The 21,982-nt window shown below is 71.8% G+C and carries 16 protein-coding genes; 7 read left to right on the top strand and 9 right to left on the bottom strand.

Translation table 11 applies throughout. The features are described 5' to 3' along the window. Window positions 1-117: 117 nt before the first annotated feature. On the bottom strand, window positions 118-423 hold the full coding sequence (locus GFD30_RS20615) for a hypothetical protein (protein WP_153027065.1): 306 nt from the start codon (window positions 421-423) through the stop codon (window positions 118-120). A gap of 773 nt (window positions 424-1,196) precedes the next feature. Between GFD30_RS20615 and GFD30_RS20620 the strand changes: the two genes are divergently transcribed. Beyond that, on the top strand, window positions 1,197-2,096 hold the full coding sequence (locus GFD30_RS20620; RefSeq protein WP_153027066.1) for a DUF1838 family protein: 900 nt from the start codon (window positions 1,197-1,199) through the stop codon (window positions 2,094-2,096). Window positions 2,097-2,395: 299 nt separating this feature from the next. Here GFD30_RS20620 and GFD30_RS20625 read toward each other — a convergent pair whose 3' ends face one another. The 4 genes from GFD30_RS20625 to GFD30_RS20640 all read right to left on the bottom strand — a co-directional run bounded on the left by GFD30_RS20625 (window position 2,396) and on the right by GFD30_RS20640 (window position 9,130). Continuing rightward, on the bottom strand, window positions 2,396-3,613 hold the full coding sequence (locus GFD30_RS20625) for a S8 family peptidase (RefSeq protein WP_153027067.1): 1,218 nt from the start codon (window positions 3,611-3,613) through the stop codon (window positions 2,396-2,398). 401 nt (window positions 3,614-4,014) lie between these two features. Further along, a complete protein-coding gene (locus GFD30_RS20630) occupies window positions 4,015-5,175 on the bottom strand; it encodes a S8 family peptidase (RefSeq protein WP_227996755.1) in 1,161 nt (386 codons plus the stop codon). 269 nt (window positions 5,176-5,444) lie between these two features. Beyond that, a complete protein-coding gene (locus GFD30_RS20635; protein WP_153027069.1) occupies window positions 5,445-6,992 on the bottom strand; it encodes a S8 family serine peptidase in 1,548 nt (515 codons plus the stop codon). A gap of 311 nt (window positions 6,993-7,303) precedes the next feature. After that, window positions 7,304-9,130 (bottom strand): ABC-F family ATP-binding cassette domain-containing protein, encoded by a 1,827-nt coding sequence (locus GFD30_RS20640; protein ID WP_322633458.1) that lies wholly within the window; start codon window positions 9,128-9,130, stop codon window positions 7,304-7,306. A 125-nt stretch (window positions 9,131-9,255) separates the two neighbouring features. On the opposite strand from GFD30_RS20640, the gene GFD30_RS20645 reads away from it, so the two are divergent. From GFD30_RS20645 to GFD30_RS20660, 4 genes are all read left to right on the top strand, one after another. Beyond that, window positions 9,256-11,118: an ABC transporter ATP-binding protein gene (locus GFD30_RS20645; RefSeq protein ID WP_153027071.1), complete on the top strand. Its 1,863-nt coding sequence runs from the start codon at window positions 9,256-9,258 to the stop codon at window positions 11,116-11,118. After that, the gene (locus GFD30_RS28070; RefSeq protein ID WP_153027072.1) at window positions 11,115-12,908 is read left to right on the top strand and encodes an ABC transporter ATP-binding protein; all 1,794 of its coding nucleotides are present in this window, start codon (window positions 11,115-11,117) and stop codon (window positions 12,906-12,908) included. Before GFD30_RS20645 ends, GFD30_RS28070 begins: the two co-directional genes overlap by 4 nt. Window positions 12,909-13,000: 92 nt before the next feature. Continuing rightward, entirely contained in the window at window positions 13,001-14,098 is a 1,098-nt protein-coding gene (locus GFD30_RS20655) for a hypothetical protein (protein ID WP_153027073.1), read from the top strand. A gap of 89 nt (window positions 14,099-14,187) precedes the next feature. Next, window positions 14,188-15,399, top strand: a complete 1,212-nt coding sequence (locus tag GFD30_RS20660) for a hypothetical protein (protein ID WP_153027074.1) — start codon at window positions 14,188-14,190, stop codon at window positions 15,397-15,399. A 52-nt stretch (window positions 15,400-15,451) separates the two neighbouring features. On the opposite strand, the gene GFD30_RS20665 is transcribed toward GFD30_RS20660, so the two are convergent. Genes GFD30_RS20665 through GFD30_RS20675 form a run of 3 tightly spaced genes read right to left on the bottom strand, consistent with a single transcriptional unit; the run spans window position 15,452 to window position 18,654 of the window. Beyond that, window positions 15,452-16,450 carry a hypothetical protein gene (locus GFD30_RS20665; RefSeq protein WP_153027075.1) on the bottom strand — a complete coding sequence of 333 codons (999 nt, stop codon included), beginning with the start codon at window positions 16,448-16,450 and terminating at the stop codon, window positions 15,452-15,454. After that, window positions 16,447-17,619 carry a pentapeptide repeat-containing protein gene (locus GFD30_RS20670; RefSeq protein WP_194202042.1) on the bottom strand — a complete coding sequence of 391 codons (1,173 nt, stop codon included), beginning with the start codon at window positions 17,617-17,619 and terminating at the stop codon, window positions 16,447-16,449. The genes GFD30_RS20665 and GFD30_RS20670 overlap by 4 nt, the downstream gene beginning before the upstream one ends. A 60-nt stretch (window positions 17,620-17,679) precedes the next feature. Further along, the gene (locus GFD30_RS20675) at window positions 17,680-18,654 is read right to left on the bottom strand and encodes a GlxA family transcriptional regulator (protein ID WP_153027077.1); all 975 of its coding nucleotides are present in this window, start codon (window positions 18,652-18,654) and stop codon (window positions 17,680-17,682) included. Window positions 18,655-18,724: 70 nt separating this feature from the next. Here GFD30_RS20675 and GFD30_RS20680 point away from each other — a divergent pair, with 70 nt between their 5' ends. Both GFD30_RS20680 and GFD30_RS20685 read left to right on the top strand, forming a co-directional pair. Further along, window positions 18,725-19,060, top strand: coding sequence for a hypothetical protein (locus GFD30_RS20680; protein ID WP_227996757.1), 336 nt, complete (start codon window positions 18,725-18,727; stop codon window positions 19,058-19,060). Window positions 19,061-19,208: 148 nt separating this feature from the next. Continuing rightward, a complete protein-coding gene (locus tag GFD30_RS20685; RefSeq protein ID WP_153027078.1) occupies window positions 19,209-19,499 on the top strand; it encodes a DUF1905 domain-containing protein in 291 nt (96 codons plus the stop codon). Between the two features lie 530 nt (window positions 19,500-20,029). Here GFD30_RS20685 and leuA read toward each other — a convergent pair. After that, the gene (gene leuA, locus GFD30_RS20690) at window positions 20,030-21,760 is read right to left on the bottom strand and encodes a 2-isopropylmalate synthase (RefSeq protein ID WP_322633459.1); all 1,731 of its coding nucleotides are present in this window, start codon (window positions 21,758-21,760) and stop codon (window positions 20,030-20,032) included. Window positions 21,761-21,982 lie beyond the last annotated feature (222 nt).

Below are 21,982 nucleotides of genomic sequence, written 5' to 3' on the forward strand. Positions count from 1 at the left end.
CGACCGGTCTGGACGACCATCTGCACAGCCTCCGCCTTGAACTGCGGGCTGAACTTCCGGCGCTTCGCGGGCATGGACACGATCCTCTCAAATCAGGATCCGTGTCCAACATCCTTGTTACACCTCAGTCTGGCGGTGGAAGTCGAAGGCCGACACCAGCCAGTCCCGCAGGGCCGAGAACCCGAAGCAGGTGCGGTGCAGGTTCGCCCGCTTGGCTGCGATCACCGCACCGAGCACGGTGGCGTGGTGGGCGTTGATCGCCGCCGCGGCCTCGTCGAGCACTGCCCGGACCGCTGCCGCCTGCGCGGGTGCCTCGGTCCGGGAGGCCAGGGCCGAGGAGGCCGAAGCGAGCGCCCGGGCGGGAGGCGGGACCGTGGCGACAGGGACGGTGCGGGGAGCGGTGCGGGTCGTGGTGGTCGCCATGGGGTTCGCCTCCCTCCTGCTGTTCTCGAATGCGGTGCGGTTTTCCGTCAGCGTGTGCGAATCGTGTGAGTCAATAGTGACTCGATGTGGCTGGTGGTGGCAACACCCGGTGGAGTGAACTTTGATGAGGGAGTTTCATCGGTGCGAGCCAAGATGCTTGCGGTGCAACAGGAACTGTGACCAGATCGCGCCCGGACCGCTGCCACAATGGACCGGAACTGCCGCCGTCCGCCCCAGATCGGTGATGCCCTCTCCGTCGCCGCCGCCCGAACCCGGAACACCGCCGTCCCGGCCACCGCAACCGACCCGGCGGCCCGGTCCCACACGGCGCACAAAGCCGAAACCGGCAGTGCGGCAGAGAGTTCGGTGCGCCCTGCATGGTCGGTGGCCATCGCGAACCGGTCGGCTGCGAACCCGCCCCATCCGAGCGCGGCCTTGTCGTCGCCGCCTCGACGGCCCGTCCTGAAGCGAAGCCGAAACCAAGTGCGGCATCGAGCCCGACGCACCCCGCAAATTGCTCGGTGGCCATTGCGAACCGGTCGGCCGCAGAGTCTCTTGCGGAGTACGGCGTGTCAAGAGCGGGCGGACGCGTTACGACCCTCTGCCGCCTCAACGACGACCAACCATCCGCCGCAGACTTGCACTCGGACCGCCCTGCCCGAACCCTACTCGGTCGACTGGATCGACAGGGACCAAGCGCGCGCTCCGGCGTTGACGCCCAGTTTGGAATCAACCACACTGGAGGATCCGTCCGCGTCACCGAAGGAGTCCCCATGCCGCACCAGGACCCGACGCACCCCGCGCCCCTGTACGAGCTGGTGGAGTCGGTCTTCGGCCGCGCCTACCTGCGGCTGCTGGGGCGGCCCGACGGCGGCGATATGGTCTACCGGATCTCCGGGGCCGTGTACGCGGACGTCCCGGGCGACGCGCTCGCCCCCGCGCTGCGGCACGGCGCGAAGCTGTTCGGCTTCGAGGGCTTCAACATCCGCCGCCTGTACCGCGAACCGGGCACGGACCGACTGCACCTGCTCACCCGCGAGCTGGTGTTCTACACCGACCCCGCCGATCCGGCGATGGTGCTCACCGAGTGGGCGAACCCGGTCGACGGCCGCACGTACCCGGTGGTGCCGGTCCACAACGACGCCGTGAACCAGGGGCCGTTCCCGATCACGGCCGCGTTCACGGGCCCGCCGGCGCGCGCGGCGCACGGGCAGTTCGTGTGGACGCTGGACATCCCGCCGCGCACCGACCTGGCGGCGACGCTCGGCGACGACTTCGGCCTGCCGGGCGGGGTCTACACGACCTGGGAGCTGTTCGACTTCATGGTCGATGAGGACGTCGTCGACGGCTGCCGCGGCCGGCGGGTCCCGGAGGGGGCGATGCCGGTGGTGAACTCGTGGACCCGGGTCGGCCCGTGGCCGCCGTTCACGGGCCTGTCGGAGGCGGCGACGCACGGCGCGGGCGCGGTCTACCACGCGCGGTCGTGGACGCTCGGCGGGTTCGAGGAGCTTGAGCTGTGGATCAAGGACGCGGTCCGCGCCGACTACCCGCTCTACACCGCGGCCCCGGACGAGCCGGGCCCGAGCCGGACGTCTTGGAGTTCCTTCTGGGCCGAGCAGCTCGGCGAGGGCGCGATCACGTGGGCGCAGTGGTGCGAGGACAACGGGGCCTGAACGCCCGCCGGCGCGCTCATGAGCGGTCGGCGAGCGGACCGACTTGGGCGGTGCCCCTCGGAGCGTCGGGGTTCGGGCGGCGGTGCGCCGTGCCGCTTCGGCCGCTTCGCGACCGGCCGCGGTGACCGCGTCCGGCCGCCGCACGCCGTCCGGTGCGCGGGCGGTTCCGACGAGCTCGGCTGCGGCGCAACGCGACAGGGCCCGCGCCGGAAGGCGCGGGCCCTGTCGATCCGGGTTCGGTCAGGCCGGACCGTCACCGTCCCGGGCTGTCCGTCCCGGGCCGTGCCGTTCCTAGCCTGCTATCCCAGGAACGCGGTGTTGAGCAGCAGGTTGGGGCTGCCGTTGGTGCCGGTGACGGCGTCGGGGACGGCGCCGCCGGTGAGGGCGGTGGCGACCTCGTCCGGGGTGGCGTCCGGGTCGGCCTCGAGGAAGAGGGCCGCGACGCCGGCGACGTGCGGGGTGGCCATGGAGGTGCCGGAGATGGTGCTCTCGGCGTCGTCGGCGCCGATCCAGGCCGAGGTGATGCCGGCGCCGGGGGCGAGGATGTCGACGCATTCGCCGTAGTTCGACCAGCTCGTCTGGGCGTCGTTCTCGTCGGTGGCGCCCACGGTGATCGCGCTCGGCTCGGAGGCCGGGGAGGCGTCGCAGGCGTCCCGGCCGTCGTTGCCGGCGGCGATCGCGAAGGTGACGCCGGAGTCGACGGCGGCGGCGATGGCGTCGTTGAGGGCCTGGCTGAAGGACCCGCCGAGGCTCATGTTGGCGACGGCCGGGCCGGTGGCGTTCTCGGCGGCCCAGTCGATGCCGGCGATGATGGCGGAGTAGGAGCCCGAGCCGTTGTCGTCGAGGACGCGGATCGGGCGGATGGTGACGTCCTTGGCGAGGCCGTACGTGGTGCCGCCGATGGTGCCGGCGACGTGGGTGCCGTGGCCGTGGCCGTCGGCGGGGTCGGCGTCGTCGTCGATGAAGTCGTAGCCTTCGCCGACGCGCCCTTCGAATTCGGTGTGGGTCGCGTTGAGGCCGGTGTCGAGCACGAACGCTTCGACGCCGGCGCCGGTCTGCGTGTACGAGTACGCGGAGTCGAGCGGCGGCGCGGCCTGGTCGACGCGGTCGAGGCCCCAGGACGGCGGGTCGGCCTGCACTTCGGTGATGTGGGCGACCTGGTCCTGCTCGACGTAGGCGACGTCGTCGTCCGCGGCGAGTTCGAGCGCTTCGGACTCGGTGAGCTCGGCGACGTACCCGTTGACGGTGTCGAGGGTGTGCTCGATCTCGACGTCGACGCCGAGGTCGTCGGCGAGGGCGCCGAGCCCGGCGGCGTCGTGCTCGAGGACGACGATGTAGGAGCCGTCGATGGCGTCGGGGGAGTCGGCGCCGATGATGGTCGCGCCGGCCGGTTCCCCGGCGTTCGCGAACGAGGTGGCGGCGATGGCGGAGCCGCCCGCGGCGACCGCTGCGGCCGCGATGGCGGCAGCGGCGCGCACGTGTCGGCGCTGGGGCTTTCTGGTTCCTGCCGTTGACAAGAGGAACTCCTTCGGTTGTCTCCGGCGGTCGCGGTGCTTGGGCCGCGGCCCCCGGGGGGAGGGTGGTCCGGTGGGGCCCGGTGCTCCGGGGGGAGCGGGGGAGGGGCCCCGGGTCCGCGGCGGGCCGGAGGCCGGGCGCGGGGGCGGGAGCAGCGGACCGGGCCCCCTCGGCCCGGCCCGCGTCACCCGTCCGGGCGCTGCGGCCGTGCGACGGGCCGTCAGACCCTGGCAGTGAGCCTAAACGAGAGAACAAATCGTGTAAAGGGTCTGTATCGGATTTATGTATCAGTGAATGTGCAACTCCCGTCAACGGTCCGAAACAGACGAACGGGTTGCGGCCCTGCGTGCCGGAGCTCGCAGGGCCGCAACCCGTTCCGTGAGCGGCGGGGCCGCTCGGCGGATCAGAGGTAGGAGTAGAGCAGCCGGTTGGGGCTGCCGGTGCCGGGGCTGGTCACGACGCCGGTGGTGGCGTTGCTCGTGATCCAGCTCGACACCGCGGACGGGGACGCACTCGGGTTGGCCTGCAGGTACAGGGCGGCGACGCCCGCGACGTGCGGGGAGGCCATCGAGGTGCCCGAGATGGTGTTGGTGGAGGTGTTGCTGGTGCGCCAGGTGGAGGTGATGGACGAGCCGGGCGCGAAGACGTCGACGCAGGTGCCGTAGTTCGAGTAGCTGGCGCGGGCGTCGGTGGAGGTGGTGGCGCCGACGGTGATGGCCGTCGGGGTCGAGGCGGGGGAGCGGTTGCAGGCGTTGGTGGACTCGTTGCCGGCCGCCACCACGAAGGTGACGCCGGACGAGACCGCCTGGGTGACCGCGTTGTTCAGCGACGCGGAGTAGCCGCCGCCGAGGCTCATGTTGGCCACGGCGGGCTTGATCGCGTTGTTGCGGACCCAGTTGATGCCGTTGATGACGCCGGCGGTGGTGCCCGAGCCGGCGTTGTCGAGGACCCGGACGCCGTGCAGCGTCACGTTCTTCGCGACGCCGTGGATGGTGCCGCCGACGGTTCCGGCGACGTGGGTGCCGTGGCCGTTGCCGTCCTGCGGGGTCGAGTCGTTCTGGATGAAGTCGTAGCCGTTCCCGATCCGCCCGGTGAACTGGGTGTGGGTGGCGTTGATGCCGGTGTCCACGATGTACGCGTGGACGCCCGCGCCGGTGTAGTTGTAGGTGTAGGTGCCCGACAGGGGCCGGTTGCGCTGGTCGATGCGGTCGATGCCCCAGGTCGCGCCGGTCTGCGTGGCCTGGGTGGTGAACGCGGCGTTCTGCTCGACGAACGCGATGCCGTCCTGCGCGGCGATCTCGCGGGCTTCGAGCTCGGTCGATTCGACCAGGAACGCGTCGACGCCCCGGTAGGTCTCGACGACGTCGGCGCCGTCGCTTTCGGCGCTGCGGACTTCGGCGGAGAACGACGCGTCGTCTTCGAGGACGACGATGTACTCGCCGGGGATGGCCCCGGCGGCGTCGGTGCCGAGGATCGAGCCGTACTTCGGTTCGGCCTCGGCCGCGGTGGCGGTGAACGCGAGCGCCGTCAGCGCCGCGGCGGTGAGCGCCGCAGCGGCGCTCATCCTCTTTCTCATGGGTGACATGGACATTCGATCCCTTCGGGTGGTCCCGGCGCGTCCGGTGCCGGGACGGGAGTGTGGGAGGAGGTGCGGGGACCGCGGTCGGCGGACAGTCCGTTCCGGACTGCGGCGCCGAGTCTGCCGGGGCGGGTGCCGGGCGGGGCCCGGTCGGGCGGCCGCCGGTGCGACGGCTCCAGGTCGCCGGTGCGACCGCTGCGACCGACGGGGAGGGGCCCGCCCCGGTCACCCGCTATTCAGTTGTCGGGGGCGGATCAGATCTCGAGGGTCCAGCTGTTGAGCCGGCCGGAGTCGCCGGCGTAGGCGTCGGCGATGCGCAGGGTCCACGTTCCGGCGGCGTTCTCGCTCGACAGGTTCACCGGGTAGGTCGCGATGACGTTGTCGGCCGAGTCGCCGCTCGAGGCGGTCTTGAGCGTGTAGCTGGTGCCGTCGGGGGCGATCAGGGAGATCGCGAGGTCGCCGCGCCAGGTGTGGGTGATGTTCACCGACACCTTGGAGGTGGTCCGGCCGGTGCCCGTGCAGTCGACCGCGAGCGTCGAGGTGACGGTGGCGCGGTCGGGGAGCGCCGTGGAGGTCGAGTTGGTCCTGACGCAGTCGCTCGGGTCGGGGCCGCCGTCGCCGGTGCCGGTGTACAGCAGGAGGTTCGGGCTGCCCTGGACGTCGGAGACGCGGTCGGCGCCGGCGTTGCCGGTCACCCACGCGGCCACGTCGCCGGTGGTCGCGCCCGGGTTGAGGTCCAGGTAGACCGCGACGGCGCCCGCGACGTGCGGGGAGGCCATCGAGGTGCCGGAGATCGTGTTCGTGGCGGACGCGGAGGTGTGCCACGCGGAGGTGATGCCCACGCCGGGCGCGAACACGTCGACGCACGAGCCGAAGTTGGAGAAGTAGGCGCGGGTGTCGGTCCGGTCGCTGGCGGCGACGGTGATCGCCGCCGGCGCGGAGGCCGGGGAGACGTTGCAGGCGTTCTGGTCCTCGTTCCCGGCGGCGACCGCGAAGGTGACGCCGGAGGCGACCGCCTGGGTGACCGCGTTGTTCAGCGACGCGGAGTAGCCGCCGCCGAGGCTCATGTTCGCGACGGCCGGCTTGATCGCGTTGGCCGCCACCCAGTTGATGCCGTTGACGACGCCCGCGGTGGTGCCCGAGCCGGCGTTGTCGAGGACGCGGACCCCGTGGAGGGTCACGTTCTTCGCGACCCCGTACGTGGTGCCGCCGACGGTCCCGGCGACGTGGGTGCCGTGCCCGTTGCCGTCCTGCGGGGTCGAGTCGTTCTGGATGAAGTCGTAGCCGTTGCCGACGCGGCCGGTGAACTCGGAGTGCGAGGCGTTGATGCCGGTGTCCACGATGTACGCGTGGACGCCGGTGCCGTCGCCGAGGTACTCGTAGCTCCCGTCGAGCGGGAGGTCGAGCTGGTCGATGCGGTCGATGCCCCAGGTGGCGTTCGGCTGCACGTCGGCGACCGTGACGACCGCGTTCTGCTCGACGAACGCGACGCCGTCGGCGCCGGCGAGTTCGAGGGCCTCCGATTCGCTGGCCTCGACGAGGACGGCTTCGACGTGCTCGTAGCCGTCGACGACCGATGCGCCTGCGTCGCTTGCGATCTCGTCGGCCTCGCGGTAGGCGGCGGCGTCGTCCATGACGACGATGTACTCGCCCGCGATCGCGTCGGGGGAGGCGGCGCCGAGGATCTCGGCGGCCGGGTCGGCGTGGGCGGCGAGGCCGCCGAAGGTGATGGAGCCGGCCGCGGCCGCGCCTGCGAGCGCTGCGGCGGATATTCGGCGGACGGAACGGGGCGAGACGGTCATAGGGGGGTACTCCCTCTCGGTTCAGTTGTTCACCGCGCGAAGCGAAGCGATGGGACGCAAGGCGCGGAAGACACAGTTCGGTGGAACCGGCCCTTTCGGGCTTTCAAACCGAGGTTAGGGAAGTCACAACATAAAGTGAAGACCCTGGAAGACCCCCATAAATCACTGAATGAAGAGTCGGTTACCAACCGGTATGGGAGCGTTGGAGACTGGTAGGATGTTTCGTTCCGTCACACGGCCATGACCCGCCGCGGCCGCCTCCGGATTCCCGCGACCGGTCGAGAACCCCGAAGGGCGGCAACGGCTCCCGCCTATTCGGCAAGCTCCATCCACCGGTCCTCGATCTCGCCGCGCTCCGCCTCGAGCGCCGACAGCCGCCCCTGCAGCTCCGCGAGCTTCGCCGGGTCCGTCGCGAACTCGGCCATCTCGGCGTGCACGCCCGCGATCTTCTCCTCGGTCCGCTCCAGGCGCCGCTCCAACTTGGACAGCTCCTTCTGGACCGCCCGGTCCGCCGCGCCCGACGGCGCCGCCGCGGCCTGCGCGGCCGCGGGCTTCTCCGCGCCCGGGCCCTTGTCGGCGCGCTTGACCGCGCCGCGCCGCTCCAGGTACTCGTCGACGCCCCGCGGCAGCATCCGCAGCCGCCGGTCGCCCAGCAGCGCCCACGTCTCGTCGGCGACCCGCTCGGTGAAGTACCGGTCGTGGCTCACCACCACCATCGTCCCCGCCCAGTCGTCGAGCAGGTCCTCGAGCTGCGTCAGCGTCTCGATGTCGAGGTCGTTCGTCGGCTCGTCGAGGAACAGCACGTTCGGCTCGGCCATGAGCAGCCGCGCGAGCTGCAGCCGCCGCCGCTGGCCGCCGGAGAGGTCGCGCACGAAGGTGCGCTGGCGGCCGCCGACGAACCCGAGCCGCTCGGCGAGCTGGCCGGCGGTCATCTCCTTCTTCCCGAACTGGACCCGCTTGGCGACCGCCTCGACCGCCTCGAGGACCCGCCAGGACCCGTCGAGGTCCTCCATGTGCTGCGTCAGCCACGCGAGCTTCACGGTCCGGCCCACCTTGATCCGCCCGGCAGCCGGCTGCCGCTCGCCGGCGCCGCCCCAGCCGGCGGCCTCGGCGAGGGTGCGCAGCAGCGAGGTCTTCCCGGCGCCGTTCACGCCGAGCAGCCCGATCCGCTTGCCCGGCCCCAGGATCCAGTCGAGGTGCTCCAGGAGCGTCTGGTCGCCGGCCTTGACGGTCACGTCCTGGGCCTCGAACACGGTCTTGCCGAGGCGCCCGGTCGCGAAGCTGACGAGCTCGGCGGTGTCGCGCGGCGGCGGCTCGTTCGCGATGAGCTCGTTCGCGGCGTCGATGCGGAACTTCGACTTCGAGGTGCGCGCCTTCGGGCCGCGGCGCAGCCACGCGAGCTCCTTGCGCATGAGGTTCTGGCGCTTCTCCTCGGCGACGTTCGCCTGCCGCTCGCGCTCGGCGCGGGCGAGCACGTAGGCGGAGTAGCCGCCGTCGTACTCGAAGACGCTGCCGCGCTGGACGTCCCAGATGCGGTCGCAGATCTCGTCGAGGAACCACCGGTCGTGGGTGACCACGACGACGGCGGCGCGGGTGGCGTTCAGGTGCCCGGCGAGCCAGGCGATGCCCTCGATGTCGAGGTGGTTCGTGGGCTCGTCGAGGAGGAGCAGGTCGGCGTCGGCGGTGAGGACCCGCGCGAGGTCGGTGCGGCGCCGCTCGCCGCCGGACAGGACGCCGATCCGGGAGTCGAGGCCGTCGGGGAGCGCGGGCGCGTCGAGGCCGCCGAACAGGCCGGTGAGGATCTCGCGGACCCGCGGGGAGGACGCCCACTCGTGGGCGTCGGCGTCGCCGAACAGCGCCTCGCGCACCGTCGCGGCGCCGTCGAGGGAGTCGGTCTGGCCGAGCACGGCCACGCGGGTGCCGCCGGTGTGCACGACGCGGCCCGAGTCGGGCTCGACCGGGCCGTTCCCGTCGGAGCGCGCGATGAGCTTCAGCAGCGTCGACTTCCCGTCGCCGTTGCGGCCGACCACGCCGATCCGCTGGGACGCGGCGATGCCGAGGGAGACCGCGTCGAGGACGACCTGGTCGGGGTAGGCCTTGGAGACGGTTTCGAGGTTGACGAGATTGGGCGCTGACACGAGGGCCAAGCCTACCCGCCGCTCCGCGGCGCGTCCGGGCGCGCGCACTGAACCGGCATGCGCTTTCGCCACGACTCTGATATGGTGTCATCGCACCGTCATCATGACATCATGAATGGATTCATATGGCATCCCCCGAGAACAGCGGGCAGCGCCGCTTCGAGTCCGGCCGCGCCGTACTCGCCGTCGTCCGACTCCTGCCCCGCATCAGCCGCCCCCGCACCGCGCTCTTCGCCGCCACCACCGTCCTCACCGCCGCACTCCCGCTCGCCATGACCATCGCCACCGGCCTCCTCATCGGCGCCGTCCCCGCCGCCGCCGACGCCGGACCCGGCTCCCCCGAAGCCCGCGACGCCTACCTCCTCCTCGCCGCCGGCGTCGCCGCACTCCTCGCCGGACGCCTCGTCGCCAACCTCCACAACGCCGTCGCCTACAACCTCGGCCGCGACCTCGAACTCCTCCTCCAAGACCGCCTCCTCGCCGCCGTCGCCCGCCCCGTCGGCATCGCCCACCTCGAAGACGACGAAGTCCTCGCCCTCCTGCGCATCGCCCGCCAGCTCGGCGCCGACTTCATCCGCCCCGAACGCGCCATCCGCGGCCTCGCCGCCATCGCCCCCGAATTCCTCTCCGCCACAGGCGCCTCCATCGTCCTGTGCCTCTTCAACCCCTGGATCGGCCTCGCCTGGCTCGCCGCCTGGCCCGCCATCTTCATCGCCATGCAGGCCGACTACACCCGCGTCGGCCGCACCTCCTACATGCGCTCCACCGAGATGCGCGAGACCGAATACCTCCGCGACCTCGCCATCACCGCCGCCCCCGCCAAAGAGATCCGCGTCTGGGGCCTCATGGGCTGGCTCCTCGACCGCTACGACCGCCAGTGGAACGAACGCATGGCCTACGCCGGCCGCCACCAGCGCCTCCGGCCCGCCACCGCGGTCGGCGTCATCGGCACCCTCCTCGTGCTCACCGCCGCAACCGCACTCGCCCTCGCCGACGCCGGCCTCACCGGCACCGTCGGCTTCGCCGCCCTCGCCGTCTACCTCGTCGCCCTCACCACCATGTTCAGCTTCTCCGCCTTCGACGACACCGCCGCCTTCCTCAGCCTCGGCGCCCTCCCCGTCCCCAAGGTCCTCGCCCTCGAAGACCGCCTCACCGAAGGCGAACGCACCGTCACCGCCGAACTCCCCGCCGCCGCACCCGAACACGCCATCCGCTTCGAAGCCGTCGACTTCGCCTACCCCGGCTCCGACCGGCCCGTCATCGCCGGCCTCGACCTCGAGATCGAAGCCGGCACCTCCCTCGCCATCGTCGGCCACAACGGCGCCGGCAAGACCAGCCTCGTGAAACTCCTCGCCGGCCTCTACGAACCCACCGCAGGACGCATCACCGTCGACGGCACCGACCTCGCCGGCGTCGACCCCGCCGCCTGGCGCACCCGGCTCTCCGCCCTCTTCCAGGACTACACCCGCTACCAGCTCACCGTCCGCGACAACATCGCGTTCGGCGCTCCCCACCTCGCCGGCGACACCGACCGCATCTGGAAGGCCTGCGAACCCATGGGCATCCGCGCCCTCATCGAATCGCTCCCCGACGGACTCGACACCGTCCTGTCGAGCGAATACGACGGCGGCACCGACCTCTCCGGCGGCCAATGGCAGCGCATCGCGCTGGCCCGCGCCCTCTTCGCCGTCCAGGCCGGCGCGAAGGTCCTCATCCTCGACGAGCCGGCCGCGGCCCTCGACGTCCGCGCCGAAGCCGAACTGTACGAGCAGTTCCTCGACATCACCGCGGGCCTGACCACCATCGTCATCTCGCACCGGTTCTCCACCGTCCGCCGCGCCGACCGCATCGTCGTCCTCGACGGCGGCCGCGTCGTCGAAGACGGCCCCCACGATGGCCTCATGGCCCTCGGCGGCCGCTACGCCGAAGCGTTCACGCTGCAGGCCAACCGCCTCGCCCGTACCCTCCCCACCCAGGAGCAGCCGTGACCCACCGCATCCTCAAGGGCCTGCGCGGCCTCAAGTACGCACTCGCCGTCGGCTTCCGCGCCCACCCGAAGGCCACCACCGCCCAGATCGTCCTCGGTGTCGCTCAGGCCGTCCTGATGCCGACCACCGTCTACCTCACCAAGGTCCTCATCGACTCCGTCCAACAAGGACAGACTCGCGAGGCCTGGCTCGCCGGCGCCGGACTCGGACTCGGCGTCGCCCTCATCTGGGCCGTCGTCTTCGTCTACGTCAAGCTCGTGTTCCTCGTCCTCGACCACACCGCCCGCGCCTCCGACCGCGAGGTCATGGAGCTCATGGGCACCCCGCCCGGCCTCGACCACCACGAGCGCCCCGACCACCTCGACCAGGTGCAGCGCATCCGCGAGGACCGCTGGCTCCTCTCCGGCGCCGTCAACTGGTTCGCCCAGTGCCTGCGCGCCTTCGTGACCATCTGCGTCGGCGGCGCCCTCCTCGCCGCCGTCCACCCGCTCCTCCTCGTCTTCCCCCTCGTCGCCCTCGGCGCGATGGCGATCGCCAAGCGCGCCGGCGACATCGAGATCAAGGTCCAGGAGGCCACCAGCGAACCCGAGCGGCGCCGCCGCCACCTCTTCGAGGTCGCCACCCTCGCCGAATCCGGCAAGGAACTGCGCGTCTTCGGATCCGCCGCCGAGATCGGCCGCCGCCACCACGAAGCCGGCGCCGCCGTCGTCGCCGAACGCAACCGCGGCCAGTGGAAGGCCGCCGGCCTCGCCACCGGCGAGGGCCTCCTCTCCGCGATCGGCATGGCCGCCGGCATCGGCATCGTCCTCTACCTCGCCATCCGCGGCCAGGCCACCGCCGGCGACGTGGTCCTCCTCGTCTCCCTCATCGGCATGGTCGCCGGCGCCGCGGGCGGCATCGCCGTCCAGTCGGCGCTCCTCGTCCGCACCGGCAAACTCGGCGCCCGCCTGATGTGGCTGCGCGCGTACGCGACCCAGTCGAACGACCCCGCCGACCCCGCCGCCGTCCCCGACCGCATCACCGACGGCATCCGCATCGAGGGCGTCTCCTTCGCCTACCCCGAATCCGAACGCGCCTCCCTCGGCGACGTCACCCTCGACCTCCCCGCCGGGAAAGTGGTCGCCCTCGTCGGCGAGAACGGCGCCGGCAAGACCACCCTCGTCAAACTCCTGTCCGGTTTCTACCAGCCGACCGCCGGCGCGATCACCGTCGACGGCACCGACCTGGCCCGCTTCGACGTCCACGAATGGCGCGAGCGCATCGGCGCGACCTACCAGGACTTCACCCGCTTCGAATTCACCGCCCGCGACACCGTCGGCATCGGCGACCTGCGAAGCGGCTACGACGACGCGACCGTGCGCGCCGCCATGACCCGCGCCGGCGCCGAGGACGTCATCGACGACCTCCCCTCCGGCCTCGACACCCGCCTGGGCTCGCGCTGGGACGACGGCACCGACCTCTCCGGCGGCCAATGGCAGAAACTCGCCATCGGCCGGGGTCGCATGCGCACCGACCCGCTCCTGGTCGTCTTCGACGAACCCACCGCGGCACTCGACCCGCAGACCGAGCACGCCCTGTTCGAGCGCTTCGCCGAAGAGGTCCATGCGGGCCGCGCCCGCGGCACCGTCACCGTCCTGGTCTCCCACCGGTTCTCCACCGTCTCCATGGCCGACCTGATCGTCGTCCTCGAAGGCGGCCGCATCGCCGAGGCCGGCACCCACGACGAGCTCATGGCCCGTGACGGCGCCTACGCCGAGCTGTACACCCTCCAGTCCTCCGCCTACCGCTGAGGAACCGCCCCGGACGCCTCCATAGAATGCGCAAGGTCCCGGCCCCCACGGGCCGGGACCTTCTGCACCCCTCCGAAACCGGAAGCGCCCCAATGGATCACGAAGCCACGGACGAACGCGCGACACCCGCGGATGCACACTCCGGCGAGGCCGGCGAACACGCGGGCGAGCCCGGCGGCGAACACGCCGGCGATCGCACGGGCGAGCCCACCGGCGGCGACGGCGCCGGCCGCGCCGACACTCGCGCAGACGAACGCACCGGTGTCCACGCGGACGACCGTGCCGCCGACCGGAACGCCGGTCGCGAGGAGGACCGCGCAGATGTCCGCGCGGACGACCAGACCGTCGACCGGAGTGCCGACCGCGTGGAGGACCGCGCTGCGGAGCGCGCCGCCGGCCGCGAAGACGCCCATGCCGGTGTCCCGGAGAACGACCACACCGCCGAAGGGAGCGCCGGTCCCGAAGGCGACCGCGTCGCGGAGGGCGCCACCGGTCGCGAAGACGACCGCGCCGCCGAGCCCACCGATGAGTGGACTGCCGGGCGGACCACCGGGCGGACTGCGGAGCCGACGGCCGAGGAGGACGAGGGGTCCCGAAACGACCTCCGAATCACCGTCGAACCGGGCATCCCGCGCCCGGTCGGCCCCCACCCCGCCGGCCCTCGTACGGACCCTGCCGGTGAAGCGGCCCTGGAAGAGTCCTCCGAGGACTGCCGCCACCGCGTCCGCGTCCGCGACCTCACCACCGGCGGCCGCCTGCTCTACGCGGCCGGCCTCCTCGCGGTCGCCGCCGCCGGCGCCGTCCAGCTCCTCGCGCTCTTCATCGGCGGCTTCCTGCTTTCGATCGGCGCCGAGATCAGCGGCACCGTCCCCGTCGTCAACGGCGCCCTGCTCGTCCTCGGCGCGATGTTCGGCATGATCGGCGTCTTCGCGCTCGTCGGCACCTGGCGGCGCCTCCACCGACCCGAGGCCCCCGTCGCGTGGCTCGCCATCGCCGGAACGCTCCTGACCGCCACCGCGCTGCTCCTGACCGGGCTGTGGGTCGACATGCCCGTCGCCGCCCTCGCCGCGCTCCCTTCCGGCGCCGTCGCGGCCATCCTCGTCTACCTCCGCGCCGTCCTCGCCCCCCGGGAAACCTGCGACGATGACCCCGCCCTCCCGGCCCGCGCCCTCGCCTGGCTCGCCCCTTGACGCCCGCGAACCCGCGACCTTAGAATTCGCAACGCCCCGCCCGCCCCTGAGGCCGGGACCTTGCCCTTTACACAACTGAAAGCCCCTTTATGGATGACGAATCCGGTTCGCCCCGGCTCGTCGACCCGGTCATCACGGTCGAGCCCGGCGGCCCGGCCGCCGACGGCCACATCCGGTCGACGGCGCCCGTGCCGGTGCCGCAGCTCGATCTCCCGTGCCCGCACCGGGTCCGCTTCCGCGACCTCCGGCCCGCGGGGCGGTTCCTGTACGCGAGCAGCCTGGCCGCATTCGCCGTGAACAGCCTGGCGCAGGGCACGGCGGTGATGATCGCTTTGACGCACCTGCTCTCCGCCACTTCCGGCGAGACGGGGCCCGTGATCTTCTCGCTCCTCGTCAGCGGATCGATCTTTACCGCGGTCGGCACCAGGGCGCTGCGCCGGACCTGGGCCCGACTGCACCGGCCGACGCTCACCGCCCTGTGGACCGATGGGATCGGCATCCTCTGCTGGGCAGTCGGCTCCGTGCTCCTCGGTTACCAGACCGCCCAGTACTGGGCGGTCCTGCTCGTGGTCGTCGCGCTTCCCGTCCTCTGGCTCCTCCTGGTCCTCTACGGCCTGCTGTACGACCGGAGCACCTGCCGCAGCCATCCGGGTTTCCCGCCCCGGTTCGCCGAACTGCTCGCGCACCCGTACCCGGTCCCGGCGGCGCCGGCAGCCGGGCCCGCCCATCCGGGCTGGGCGGCACCGCCTGCCCAGTCGGCTTGGGTGGCACCGGCGCCGCAGCTTCCCTATCGCCGCGAAGACTGCCCTCACTTCGTGCCGTTCGCGGACCTACGGACCCGCTACCGCGCCACCTCGGCGCTCGATCCCGTGCTCACCTTCGTCTACTTCGCCGGGATCGGCGCATTCCTCGTCGACGTGTACGGCGCGACCGCCGAATTGTTCACTATGGAGGACGCGATCTACAACACGGCGGCCTTCGCGGTCCTGCTCCTGCCGCTCAACTTCGTGGGACTGCGCGAGATCAGCAGACGGTCGAAGCGGCTCCACCGCCCTTCCGCCGCCGTGTTCACCCTGAGCCTCCTCGGCTACCTGATCACCGCCCTGCTCTGCGGATCCGCCGCGCTCGGCGGCATGGCGGTCGCCTGGCCCGCGGCGATCATCGCCCTGTACCGGACGGTCGGCCTCATCACCGCCATGGCGGAGCTACCGCGCCGTGCCGCCTGCCGAGGGCTGCCCCCGGTTATCCCGGCCATGGCAAGGCGGCGGCGCGCGGAACCGTCCGCGCAGCAGGCCGAGTGACCCCGGCGGCCCGATCGTTGCCGCGCCGGGCCGTGGAGCGCTGCGCGCGGGTTCAGAACATCGCGGTCCGGTTGGGGTGGTCCTCGGACGCGGGGCAGTAGTAGAGCTGCAGCGTGTAACCCCGGCCGATGACGACCTTGACCGGGTCGGCGGCCTCCCGGCCCGCCTCGGCGTCCTCGACCGGCCTCCAAGTCCCGGTGCCGCCGTCGAACTCGCCCGAGGCCGCCGTGAAGAGCGGCAGTTGCCGCTCGCCGCAGTCGCACTCGACCGGGTACGGGTCGACGACGCCCCAGATGCCGCCGTACCCGACCGCCTTCCAGCCGGGCGCCGCCGAGATCGCGCAGTCGTACGCGGCGGGGTCGCCGATCCGCTCGGTCCACTCGCCGATCGCGTCCGCGAGCGCGCCCGGAAGGTCCTCATTGGGCGGATACTCGGTGACGACCTCCGGGTGGAGCACGCACGGGCTCGGCACGTAGTCGCCGTTGCAGACCAGCGGCCGGGGAGGGTCGTCGAGCACCGCCCCGACGGATCGGCTTGAGCGCCAGCGCACCTGGAACACCGGGTTGTACGGCGTCTCGGCGTCGGGGTGGTCGCGCGGGCACCAGAGGAGCTGGAGCAGGTCGTACCGCTCCGGCCAGGGCAGGCCCGGCACGTCGCGGTAGTACAACTGCGCCAGCGGGATCAGCGGCGGTGCCGTGGCGTCGCCCTCACCGTCCTCTTCGGAGTCGAACCGGGCCTCGAGTTCGTCGGCGCGGCGCCGCTCGACGTCCCAGTCGAGGTCGCCCTCCCGCTCCCGCCGGTCGCGGTCCTCGAGGTAGGCGCGCCACGCGAGCGTGTACGCGAACGGCTCGTCGGCGCAGTCCTCGTGCTCCAGTCCGCATACGGGCCAAGGCTCTTCGGCCGGCCACAGCAGCGGCCCGCCGATCGAGCCGTCCTCGGCGGCCGGTTCGCCGCGCCGCGGGTGCAGGCGGACCGCCGGCCGCCCGTACCCGGCCAGTCCGGGGAACAGGTCGAGCAGGTCGTAGGGCCGCGGCGGCGTCGTCCTGGTCACCGGTCCGCCTCGCGCTCAGGGAGTCTCACGGCGTCCTGCTCCTCGGCCAGGTTGAGCACGGGCGGATGCGACCAGTCGGCGACCCGCGAGAAGTCCAGGGTCGCGGCGGCGATGTCGGGCCGGTCGAAGACGACCGCGGTCCCGGTGAAGCTGGCGCCGCTGAAGTCCAGGACCGGGCGGGCGCCCAGGACCGGCGAGGAGCAGACCGTCTTCGCGAAATGCACCTGGCCGCCCGTGAACGCCGTCCCTTCGAACGACACGTCGCGGGTGAAATGCGCCGAGCTGAAATCGAGCGCGCCGCCCGCCACGGTCGTCTCCGACAGCAGCACCGGCCCGGCGAACCGCGCCTCCGCGAACCGCAGCCGCGCCCCGAGGAACCGCGCCCGGTTGAAGTCCACCGGGCCTTCGAACCGGACCCGCGAGAAGTCGATCGTGCCGGCCGTGAACCGCCCGAACGCGAACGAGACCCGGCCGAGGAACAAGGCGTCGTTGAGGTTCCCGCCGTCGAGGTTCGTGCCGGTGAAGTCGAAGTCGTGCTGGTGCCAGGTCCGCCCGGGGATCGGCGCGCGGCGCAGCCGGCCGCCGATCACGTTCAGGACCGAATGCCGGACCAGCCGCTCCTCCAGGACCGGCCGGAACCGCTCCGGGTCGCCGACCGCTTCGCGCTCGTGGCGGAACGGCGGCGTCTCGTACGGCAGGCGCACATACGCGCACAGGACGTTGATGCAGGTCTGGCGGCCCGCGTCCCAGTCGTCGGCGAGCGCCGCCATCGCGTACACCCCGGCGAGCCGGTTCGCGGCCCGCTGCGACGAGAGCTGCTCGGCCGCCGACGCGAAGCGCTCGTTGAACAGCTTCGTGGCCTCCCGGATCTCGGTGGCCTCGATGATCCGCTGCCGGCGGTAGGCGACCGTGAGGGCGATGACCCCGCCGATGCCCGCGATCGCATACAGCGACAAGCGGATGACCTCGAGCGTGGTGCGGTCGTTCGGGTCCGGGCTGAGCGGCGACGTCTGGTCGCTGGTGAGCAGCCACAGCAGGCCCGACAGCACCAGGGCCGCGAACACGACCATCAGCAGCACGTGCACGGACAGCGGGAAGGTGGGCCGCTCACCGCCGCCGCGCTTCAGCACGGTGCGGAAGGCGCTCAAGGGTTCACGAGGGCTCGACACCGTTCGGTTGTACCAGAGCGATGCGACACTCCGCGCCCCCGCGGGAGCCGGCCCTCGGTGTCAGCCCGCCCTGACGGCCTCCCGGCCGAAGGCCCTCCGGTACGCGGCGGGCGTCGTCCCGAGGCGGTCCCGGAACCGCCGGCGCAGGTTCAGCGCCGACGACAGGCCGACCCTCCCCGCGATCGACTCGATCGGCAGGTCGGTGTCCTCGAGCAGCGCCTGCGCCGCCGAGATCCGCTGCGACAGCAGCCACTTCCCCGGGCTCGTCCCGAGCTGCTCGTCGAACCGCCGCGCGAGCGTCCGCGCCGACATGCGCCCCTGCGCCGCCAAATCCTCGACGGTCAACGGCTCGTGCAAGTGCTCGGAGGCCCACTCCAGCACCGCCCCAAGCGATTCCGACGGCTCCTCCACCGGCTCGACCGCGTACTGCCGCTGCCCGCCCTCCCGATGCGGCGGCATGACCATGTGCCTGGCGATCCGCGACGCCAGCGCCGCACCGTGATCCGAACGCACCAGATGAAGACACAGGTCGATCCCGGCGGCCGTCCCGGCGCTCGTCGCGATGTCGCCCAGGTCGACGTAGAGCGCATCGGCGTCCACTTCCACCGCCGGATACCGCGACGCGAACTCCGCCGCGTACCGCCAATGCGTCGTGGCCCGCCGCCCGTCGAGCAGCCCGGCCTCCGCGAGCAGGAACGCCCCGGTGCAGATCGCGACCATCCGCGCCCCGCGATCATGCGCGGCCCGCACCGCCGCGAGCACCGCCGGACTCGCCGGCGAATCCTTCGGCGCCCAAGCGGGGACCAGCACGGTGTCCGCCTCGGCCATCGCCTCGAGCCCTTCGTTCACCGACAGCGCGCACCCGGTCTTGGTCGGCACGATCCCGGGCCGCTCGGTGCACACCGTGAACCCGTACCGGCTCGGCAGCCCGGGCCGGTCCAGCCCGAACACTTCGGCGGCGCTGGCGAGCTCGAACTCGGCCTGCGGCGGCTGTACGAGCGCGACCACCTGATGCCGTCCCTTGGCGTCTCCCATGGCATGAAAGTACCCCAAGATGACGATCCTGTCACTGGCGCGGCGGGGCCCTCCCGGGGAGGATCGAGCCATGAACGGGACCATGCACCAGGCGCGCAACGACATCCAGGCCGTCCAAGTCGACGCGGTCAAACCCGTCGAGGTCGCCCCGGGAGTGATCCGCCGCCACCTGCCGGGTGCCGGCCGCTCCACCGGGTGGCTCTACGACCTCGTCCCGGGCGTCGAGTGGCCTGAATCCGACCTCCACGTGGGCCAGGGCCGCTGCTACTACCTCCTCTTCGGCGAGATCACCACCGGCGACCGCCAACTCGGCCCCGGCAGCTACATCGTCGTCAACCCCGACGACCCCTTCCGGCCCCGCACCGCCACTGGGGCCCGGCTCGTCGGCGTCAGCGTCCCCGACTGACCGGCCCGCGGGGTCTCCGGTTCGGCGCCGCAACTGCGAATGCGGCCAAGGCTCCGCCCTTCGGGCCCTGAACCGGGACCGACATGCCCCGCCGCGCCCGGGCCGCCGACCGGGGGTCCGTGTCGGGCCGGGTTCGTATGCTCGGGGCATGGAACTGGAGTTCAGCGGCGAGGTCTGGCACTGGCGCGGTCCGGCGCCCTGGTACTTCGTGACCGTCCCGGAGGCCGGCTGCCGCGACCTGGCGGCCGCGTCAGTGGTCGTCAGCTACGGCTGGGGCATGATCCCCGTGACCGCGTGGATCGGCGAGGTCTCGTGGGAGACCTCCTTGTGGCCCAAGGACGGCCGTTACATCGTCCCGCTGAAGGCGGCCGTCCGGAAGCGGGCCGGCGGGGTCGATGAGGGCGACACCGTGACCGTCAGGCTGTCGGTCGAGGTCTGAGCGCATCGGCGTGCGGGCCGGTGTGGTTCTTGCGGGCGGCCGGCCTCGTCAGGTCGGCCGCCCGCGCATGCTCCGCGCGGAGCGTTCGGACCGGCGGGGACCGCCGCGCGGGCGGCTTCCCGCGCGCGGTCTCGGTATGGCGACGTTCGCGAATCCCCATCTGTCGCCGCCATCCCGCCGGTCCGGCTGATGACGTTTTTGCTATCCACTACAACAGGCAGGGGCAGTCAGTGTCGAACGCGAAGAACCTACTTGTGGATAACGCTGTGTGTATCCGGTGTTCCGGCTGGTCGGCGTAGTGGTGGATGACTTGGGGACGCCGCTGGGGCGGGCCGCATCGCGGCCCGCCCCAGCGGGTTCTTGCTCTGTTCGGTCGCTGCCGGCGTTCGGGTGCCCGGTGGTTCGTGGCGTTCGGGCCCGTGTGCGCGGCCTTGTGGGCGGCGCCGGTCGCGGCTCGGCGGTCGGTTCTTCGACGCGCCCGGGCGACCACGCCGGGGGCCTCTGGCCCCGGCGGTGATCCGGTTCGGGGGTCAGGCGCGGTTGTAGGCGCTGGCCACGGCGCGCATCGTCGCGAGGACGATGTTCGGGTGGACGCCCGCGCCCCACACGGTCCGGCCGTTCACGACGCACTCCACATAGGAGGCCGCCTGGGCGTGCTGCCCGGCCGACAGGGCGTGCTCGGCGTAGTCGAGGACCTCCACGTCGATGCCGACCGTCGCCAGGGCGTCGGTGAAGGCCGACAGCGGGCCGTTGCCGGTGCCGGTGACCTTCTGCTCCACGCCGTCCAGGACGATCGTGGCGTCCAGAGTCAGCTTCTCGTCGGCGTAGGTCGTGTTGTGGTCCTCGACCACCAGTCGCGTGCGCGGCTGGTACTCCGGGTGGTACTCGCGGCGGAAGACCTCGTGGATCTCCTCGGTCGAGATCTCCTTGCCGGACGCGTCGGTGTGCCGCTGGATCGCCTGGCTGAACTCGATCTGCATGCGCCGCGGCAGGTCGAAGCCGTACTCGCTCTGCATGACGTACGCGACGCCGCCCTTGCCGGACTGCGAGTTGACGCGGATGACCGCCTCGTAGGTGCGGCCGACGTCCTTCGGGTCGATCGGCAGGTACGGGACGCCCCACGTGAAGTCGTCGACCGGGACGCCCGCGGCCGCGGCGTCGGCCTCCAGGTGGGTGAAGCCCTTCTTGATGGCGTCCTGGTGGGAGCCGGAGAACGCGGTGTACACCAGGTCGCCCGCGTACGGGTGCCGCTCGTGGACCGGCAGCTGGTTGCAGTACTCGACGGCGCGCTTGACCTCGTCGATGTTGGAGAAGTCGATCTCGGGGTCGACGCCCTGGCTGAACAGGTTCATGCCCAGCGTCACCAGGCACACGTTGCCGGTGCGCTCCCCGTTGCCGAACAGGCAGCCCTCGACGCGGTCGGCGCCGGCCTGGACGGCCAGTTCCGCCGCGGCGACGCCGGTGCCGCGGTCGTTGTGGGGGTGGACCGACAGGATCAGGGACTCGCGGTTCGGGAGGTTGCGGTGCATCCACTCGATCGAGTCGGCGAAGACGTTGGGGGTGGCCATCTCAACGGTGGCGGGCAGGTTCACGATCAGCGGCCAGTCGGGGGTCGGCTGGATGACCTCGGCGACCTTCGCGCACACCTCGACCGCATAGTCCAGCTCGGTCCCGGTGTACGACTCGGGGGAGTACTCGTACCGGATCGCCGTGTCGGGGGTGTGGATCTCCTGGTACTTCAGGCACAGCCGCGCGCCCTGGGTGGCGATGTCGGTGATGCCGTCCTTGTCCAGGCCGAACACGACGCGGCGCTGGAGGGTCGACGTCGAGTTGTAGAAGTGGACGATGGCCTGCTTCGCGCCGCGCAGGCTCTCGAAGGTCCGGTCGATCAGGTGCTCGCGGCACTGGGTCAGGACCTGGATGGTGACGTCGTCGGGGATGAGGTCCTGCTCGATCAGCATCCGCACGAAGTCGAAGTCGGTCTGCGAAGCGGACGGGAAGCCGACCTCGATCTCCTTGTACCCCATGGATACCAGGAGCTGGAACATCTTCTTCTTGCGGTCGGGGGTCATCGGGTCGATGAGGGCCTGGTTGCCGTCGCGCAGGTCCACCGCGCACCAGACCGGGGCCCGCTCGATCACCCGGTCGGGCCAGGTGCGGTCGGGCAGGTCCACCTTGAACTGCGAGTGGTACGGCCGGTAGCGCTTCGCGCGCTCGGCGAACGGCGTGGCCGTGCTGCTGGAAGAAGACGTGGAAGTCACGGATGCTCCTGAGAATGTCGCTGGTTGTCTGAGCCTGTGGGACTGATCCAGCCGGCATGCGAAAACCCGCGGCGAGGGAGCCGACCTAGTTGGCCCCGCCGCGGCAGATAAGGAGCATCGAATACCGCATGACCCCGCGAGCCTACACCGCGGAACCGGACACGGTCGATCCCGATGCCCGGATCGTGGGACGGCGCGTCCCGAAGACACCGCTCGGGAGGA

Source organism: Glycomyces albidus, from assembly GCF_009451885.1.
Lineage (GTDB): Bacteria > Actinomycetota > Actinomycetes > Mycobacteriales > Micromonosporaceae > Glycomyces > Glycomyces albidus.

Coding starts and splice junctions, on each gene's coding strand:
- GFD30_RS20655 (WP_153027073.1), top strand. CDS start 13,001: ATGGATCACGAAGCCACGGACGAACGCGCGACACCCGCGGATGCACAC.
- GFD30_RS20635 (WP_153027069.1), bottom strand. CDS start 6,992: ATGACCGTCTCGCCCCGTTCCGTCCGCCGAATATCCGCCGCAGCGCTC.
- GFD30_RS20675 (WP_153027077.1), bottom strand. CDS start 18,654: ATGGGAGACGCCAAGGGACGGCATCAGGTGGTCGCGCTCGTACAGCCG.
- GFD30_RS20615 (WP_153027065.1), bottom strand. CDS start 423: ATGGCGACCACCACGACCCGCACCGCTCCCCGCACCGTCCCTGTCGCC.
- GFD30_RS20660 (WP_153027074.1), top strand. CDS start 14,188: ATGGATGACGAATCCGGTTCGCCCCGGCTCGTCGACCCGGTCATCACG.
- GFD30_RS20685 (WP_153027078.1), top strand. CDS start 19,209: ATGGAACTGGAGTTCAGCGGCGAGGTCTGGCACTGGCGCGGTCCGGCG.
- GFD30_RS20630 (WP_227996755.1), bottom strand. CDS start 5,175: ATGAGCGCCGCTGCGGCGCTCACCGCCGCGGCGCTGACGGCGCTCGCG.
- GFD30_RS20620 (WP_153027066.1), top strand. CDS start 1,197: ATGCCGCACCAGGACCCGACGCACCCCGCGCCCCTGTACGAGCTGGTG.
- GFD30_RS20680 (WP_227996757.1), top strand. CDS start 18,725: ATGAACGGGACCATGCACCAGGCGCGCAACGACATCCAGGCCGTCCAA.
- GFD30_RS20645 (WP_153027071.1), top strand. CDS start 9,256: ATGGCATCCCCCGAGAACAGCGGGCAGCGCCGCTTCGAGTCCGGCCGC.